The sequence below is a fragment of the Idiomarina sp. ST10R2A5 genome (genome assembly GCF_051842325.1).
GTDB classification, from domain to species: domain Bacteria; phylum Pseudomonadota; class Gammaproteobacteria; order Enterobacterales; family Alteromonadaceae; genus Idiomarina; species Idiomarina abyssalis.
In genome coordinates, this window is sequence record NZ_JBNIEX010000088.1 from 1 (window position 1) to 234 (window position 234).

The window sequence follows — 234 nt, forward strand, 5'->3', positions numbered from 1 at the left end:
GACGCGTCACGGTCGAGGCCGCTTCGATCCGGCCTCTCGCCCGCGGGGGCGGTTCCGGGTCGCACCGATCCATCGCCCTCGGACGGCTCAGCGTCGAGGCCGGCCCGTTCGAGCAGGTCGACGACCTCGGTTCCGGGGACGTCGATCCCGAGCGTCCGCTCGATTCGGTCGTGAGTGACGCGTTTCGTGTCCGTCGAGAGGTCCGGCCGGAGCAACTCGCGGTCGTCGTAGCGG

The 234-nt window shown here is 71.4% G+C and carries 1 protein-coding gene; it reads right to left on the bottom strand.

What is annotated here, in order from left to right; translation table 11 throughout:
• Positions 1-234: hypothetical protein (locus ACP7FG_RS13235; RefSeq protein ID WP_439226670.1), on the bottom strand; the 234-nt coding region annotated here is incomplete at both ends.